Genomic DNA, 3,879 nt, shown 5'->3' on the forward strand with positions numbered 1-3,879 from the left:
AAAAAAGCCCCCGCCGAAGCGGGGGCTACGGGCGCACGCGGCGCCCGGATGGGAGTTCTCAGTGCGGCGCGCCCAGGCCCGCCGCGCTCATCAGCAGGCGCATCAGCCAGGCCGCCACGCCCAGGGCGGCGACGCTGCCCGCCCAGATCAGCAGCAGCCAGCCCAGGCGCTTGGCCAACGGCGCTTTCTCGCTTTGCGCTTTCATCGCCATGCCCTCAATGGTAGCCGTCGCCGTGCTTCACCTTGCCGCGGAACACGTAGTAGCTCCAGGCGGTGTAGCCGAGGATGAAGGGGATGATGAACAGCGCGCCGACCAGCATGAAGCCCTGGCTCTGCGGCGGCGCCGAGGCCGCCACTATGCTCACCCCCGGCGGGATGATGTTCGGCCACAGGCTGATGCCCAGGCCACTGTAGCCGAGGAAGATCAGCACCAGGGTGAGCACGAAGGGCAGCGCGTTGTCATTGCGCGCCACCGAGCGCAGCAGCGCGTAGAAGGTCAGCAATACCAGCAGCGGCACCGGCAGGAACCAGAACAGGTTCGGCAGGCTGAACCAACGCGCGGCGATCTCGCTGTGGGCCAGCGGCGTCCACAGGCTGACGATGCCGATCACCGCCAGCAGCACCAGCGCCAGCGGCCGCGCCAGGTCGTGCATGCGCTGCTGCAGGGTGCCTTCGGTCTTCATGATCAGCCAGGTGCAGCCGAGCAGGCTGTAGGCCACGATCAGGCCCAGGCCGCAGAACAGCGGGAACGGTGCCAGCCAGTCCAGCGAGCCGCCGGCGTACTGCCCGTCGACCACCGGCAGGCCCTCGATGAAGGCGCCCAGTGCCACGCCCTGGAAGAAGGTCGCCGCCAGCGAGCCGCCGATGAACGCCTTGTCCCAGATGTGCCGCTTGTGCGCCTTGGCCTTGAAGCGGAACTCGAAGGCCACGCCACGGAAGATCAGCCCCACCAGCATCAGTACCAGCGGCAGGTACAGCGCCGACAGCACCACCGCGTAGGCCATCGGGAAAGCGCCGAACAGCGCCGCGCCGCCGAGCACCAGCCAGGTCTCGTTGCCGTCCCAGACCGGCGCCACGGTGTTCATCATCACGTCGCGGTCGCCGTCGTCCTTGAAGAACGGGTAGAGCATGCCGATGCCCAGGTCGAAGCCGTCCATCACCACATACATCATCACGCCGAAGACGATGATGATCGCCCAGATCAGCGGAAGGTCGATGCCCATGCTCAGTTCCTCCCTTCCAGGCCGTTGTCATCGTCGTCGAGGCCCTCGGTAGTAGCCGACAGCGGCCGCGCCGGGGTGCGTTGGCGGCCGGCGCCACCGTCGTTGTGCTCGCGGCCCTCGTGGGTCACCGGGCCCTTGCGCACCAGGCGCATCATGTAGCCGATACCGACGCCGAACAGCGAGAAGTACACCAGCACGAACATCACCAGAGTCACGCTCATCTGCAGGGTGCTGTGATTGGACACCGCGTCCGAGGTGCGCATCAGCCCGTAGACCACCCAGGGCTGGCGGCCGACCTCGGTGGTGAACCAGCCGGCGAGGATCGCCAGCAGCCCCGAGGGCCCCATCCACAGGGCCAGGCGCAGGAACGCGCGGTTGCGGAACAGCCCGCCGCTGCGGCGCAGCCACAGGCTCCAGAGGCCCACCAGGATCATCAGCATGCCCAGGCCGGCCATGATCCGGAACGACCAGAAGACGATGGTGGAGTTGGGCCGGTCCTCGCGCGGGAAGTCCTTCAGCGCGGGGATCGGCTCGGTCAGGCTGTGCTTGAGGATCAGGCTGCCGAGCACCGGGATTTCCACCTTGAAGCGGGTTTCCTCGCGCTGCATGTCCGGCAGGCCGAAGAGGATCAGCGGGGTCGGGCCGCCCTCGGTGTTGTCCCAGTGGCCTTCGATGGCGGCGATCTTCGCCGGCTGGTGCTCCAGGGTGTTGAGGCCGTGGGCGTCACCGACCATGGCCTGGATCGGCGCGACGATCAGCGCCATCCACATGGCCATCGAGAGCATCTTGCGGATCGCCGGGTTGTCGCGCCCGCGCAGCAGGTGCCAGGCCGCCGAGGCGCCGACGAAGAAGGCGGTGGCGAGGAACGAGGCGATCGCCATGTGCAGCAGGCGGTAGGGGAACGACGGGTTGAAGATCACCGCGACCCAGTCGGTGGGGATCACCCGCCCGTCGACGATCTCGAAGCCCTGCGGGGTCTGCATCCAGCTGTTGGAGGCGAGGATCCAGAAGGTCGAGATCAGCGTGCCGATGGCCACCATCACCGTGGCGAAGAAGTGCAGGCCGGGGCCGACGCGGTTCCAGCCGAACAGCATGACGCCGAGGAAGCCGGCCTCGAGGAAGAAGGCGGTCAGCACCTCGTAGGTCAGCAGCGGCCCGGTGACGCTCCCGGCGTAGGCCGAGAAGTGGCTCCAGTTGGTGCCGAACTGGTAGGCCATGACCAGGCCGGAGACCACGCCCATGCCGAAGTTCACCGCGAAAATCTTCGACCAGAAGTGATAGAGGTCGCGGTAGACCTCCTGGCCGCTCTTCAGCCACAGGCCTTCGAGCACCGCCAGGTAACTGGCGAGGCCGATGGTGATGGCGGGGAAGATGATGTGGAAGGAGACGGTAAAGGCGAACTGGATACGCGCCAGTTCCAACGCCTCTAGACCCAACATGAGGTTTCCTCTTCAGGTTGACGCCCGTCGTCGCACGCAGCGGGCAGCTCGCCGGCGCACGGACGCCGGTGGTTTCAGCATGGATCCTGGATCGGATTCTTGTTCGGGCCGGCGGACCTGCGGTCGCGGCGGAGCGCTTGCCGGAGTTCGGCGCGGCGCGCATTGATGCAGCTCAAGGAAGCGTCTCGATGTTACGCGCGCGCCCGGCGCTTGCCGCCGTGGTGGGTTGCCGCGCGACAGGCTGCCGCGCGGCAGCTTGTCTCAGTCCCTTTATATGAATTTTAGTCATATTCAGATGAATAAATAATATTTTAATGGAATAAAGAATCCCGGTAGCTTTCGCTCCAACGGCTTCCGCAGAGGAGCCGGAGCCAACTCCCCCGCCGTCCTGCGCCGCCGCCACGAGCCGCGGCCCGATCGCCGGCACGCTGCCCTACAAGGACACCGTCATGAAGAAACTGCTGCTCCTCACTGCCCTCGCCGCCGCTTTCAGCGCTTCGGTCAACGCCAACGAGAAACTGCTGGTGGCCGCCACCCCGATTCCCCACGCCGAGATCCTCGAGCTGATCAAGCCGACCCTGGCCAAGGAGGGCGTGGACCTGGAGATCAAGGTCTTCACCGACTACGTACAACCCAACGTGCAGGTGGCCGAGAAGCGCCTGGACGCCAACTACTTCCAGACCAAGCCGTACCTGGACAACTTCAACAAGGGCAAGGGCACCAACCTCATCACAGTGACCGGCGTGCACGTCGAGCCCTTCGGCGGCTACTCGAAGAAATACAAGTCCCTGGCCGAACTGCCTGACGGCGCCACCGTGGCCCTGCCCAACGAGGGCAGCAACAGCGGCCGCGCCCTGCTCCTGCTGCAGAAGGCCGGGGTGATCAAGCTGAAGGACCCGAGCAACGCCCTGGCCACCCCGAAAGATATCGCCGAGAACCCCAAGCACCTGAAGTTCAAGGAGCTCGAATCGGCCCTGCTGCCGCGCGTGCTGGACCAGGTCGACCTGGACCTGATCAACACCAACTACGCCCTGGAAGCCAAGCTCAACCCGGTGAAGGACGCGCTGATCCTCGAAGACCGCAACTCGCCCTACGTGAACTACCTGGTGGCGCGTCCGGACAACAAGGACAGCGACGCCCTGAAGAAACTCTCCGCCGCGCTGACCAGCCCGGAAGTGAAGGCCTTCATCGAGAAGAAATACAACGGCGCGGTGATC

4 protein-coding genes are annotated in these 3,879 nt (G+C 65.7%); 1 reads left to right on the top strand and 3 read right to left on the bottom strand.

Going from position 1 to position 3,879, the window contains the following annotated elements; translation table 11 throughout:
* Positions 1–58: 58 nt before the first annotated feature.
* The 3 genes from P3W75_RS00020 to P3W75_RS00030 are packed head-to-tail and all read right to left on the bottom strand — an operon-like array spanning position 59 to position 2,662.
* A complete protein-coding gene (locus tag P3W75_RS00020; RefSeq protein WP_276225316.1) occupies positions 59–205 on the bottom strand; it encodes a DUF2474 domain-containing protein in 147 nt (48 codons plus the stop codon).
* A 10-nt stretch (positions 206–215) separates the two neighbouring features.
* A complete protein-coding gene (gene cydB, locus P3W75_RS00025) occupies positions 216–1,223 on the bottom strand; it encodes a cytochrome d ubiquinol oxidase subunit II (protein WP_276225317.1) in 1,008 nt (335 codons plus the stop codon).
* Between the two features lie 2 nt (positions 1,224–1,225).
* Positions 1,226–2,662, bottom strand: a complete 1,437-nt coding sequence (locus tag P3W75_RS00030) for a cytochrome ubiquinol oxidase subunit I (RefSeq protein ID WP_276225318.1) — start codon at positions 2,660–2,662, stop codon at positions 1,226–1,228.
* A gap of 449 nt (positions 2,663–3,111) precedes the next feature.
* On the opposite strand from P3W75_RS00030, the gene P3W75_RS00035 reads away from it, so the two are divergent.
* Positions 3,112–3,879: MetQ/NlpA family ABC transporter substrate-binding protein (locus tag P3W75_RS00035; protein ID WP_276225319.1), on the top strand; the 768-nt coding region annotated here is incomplete at its 3' end.

This window comes from Pseudomonas citronellolis (assembly GCF_029335315.1).
Lineage (GTDB): Bacteria > Pseudomonadota > Gammaproteobacteria > Pseudomonadales > Pseudomonadaceae > Pseudomonas > Pseudomonas citronellolis_A.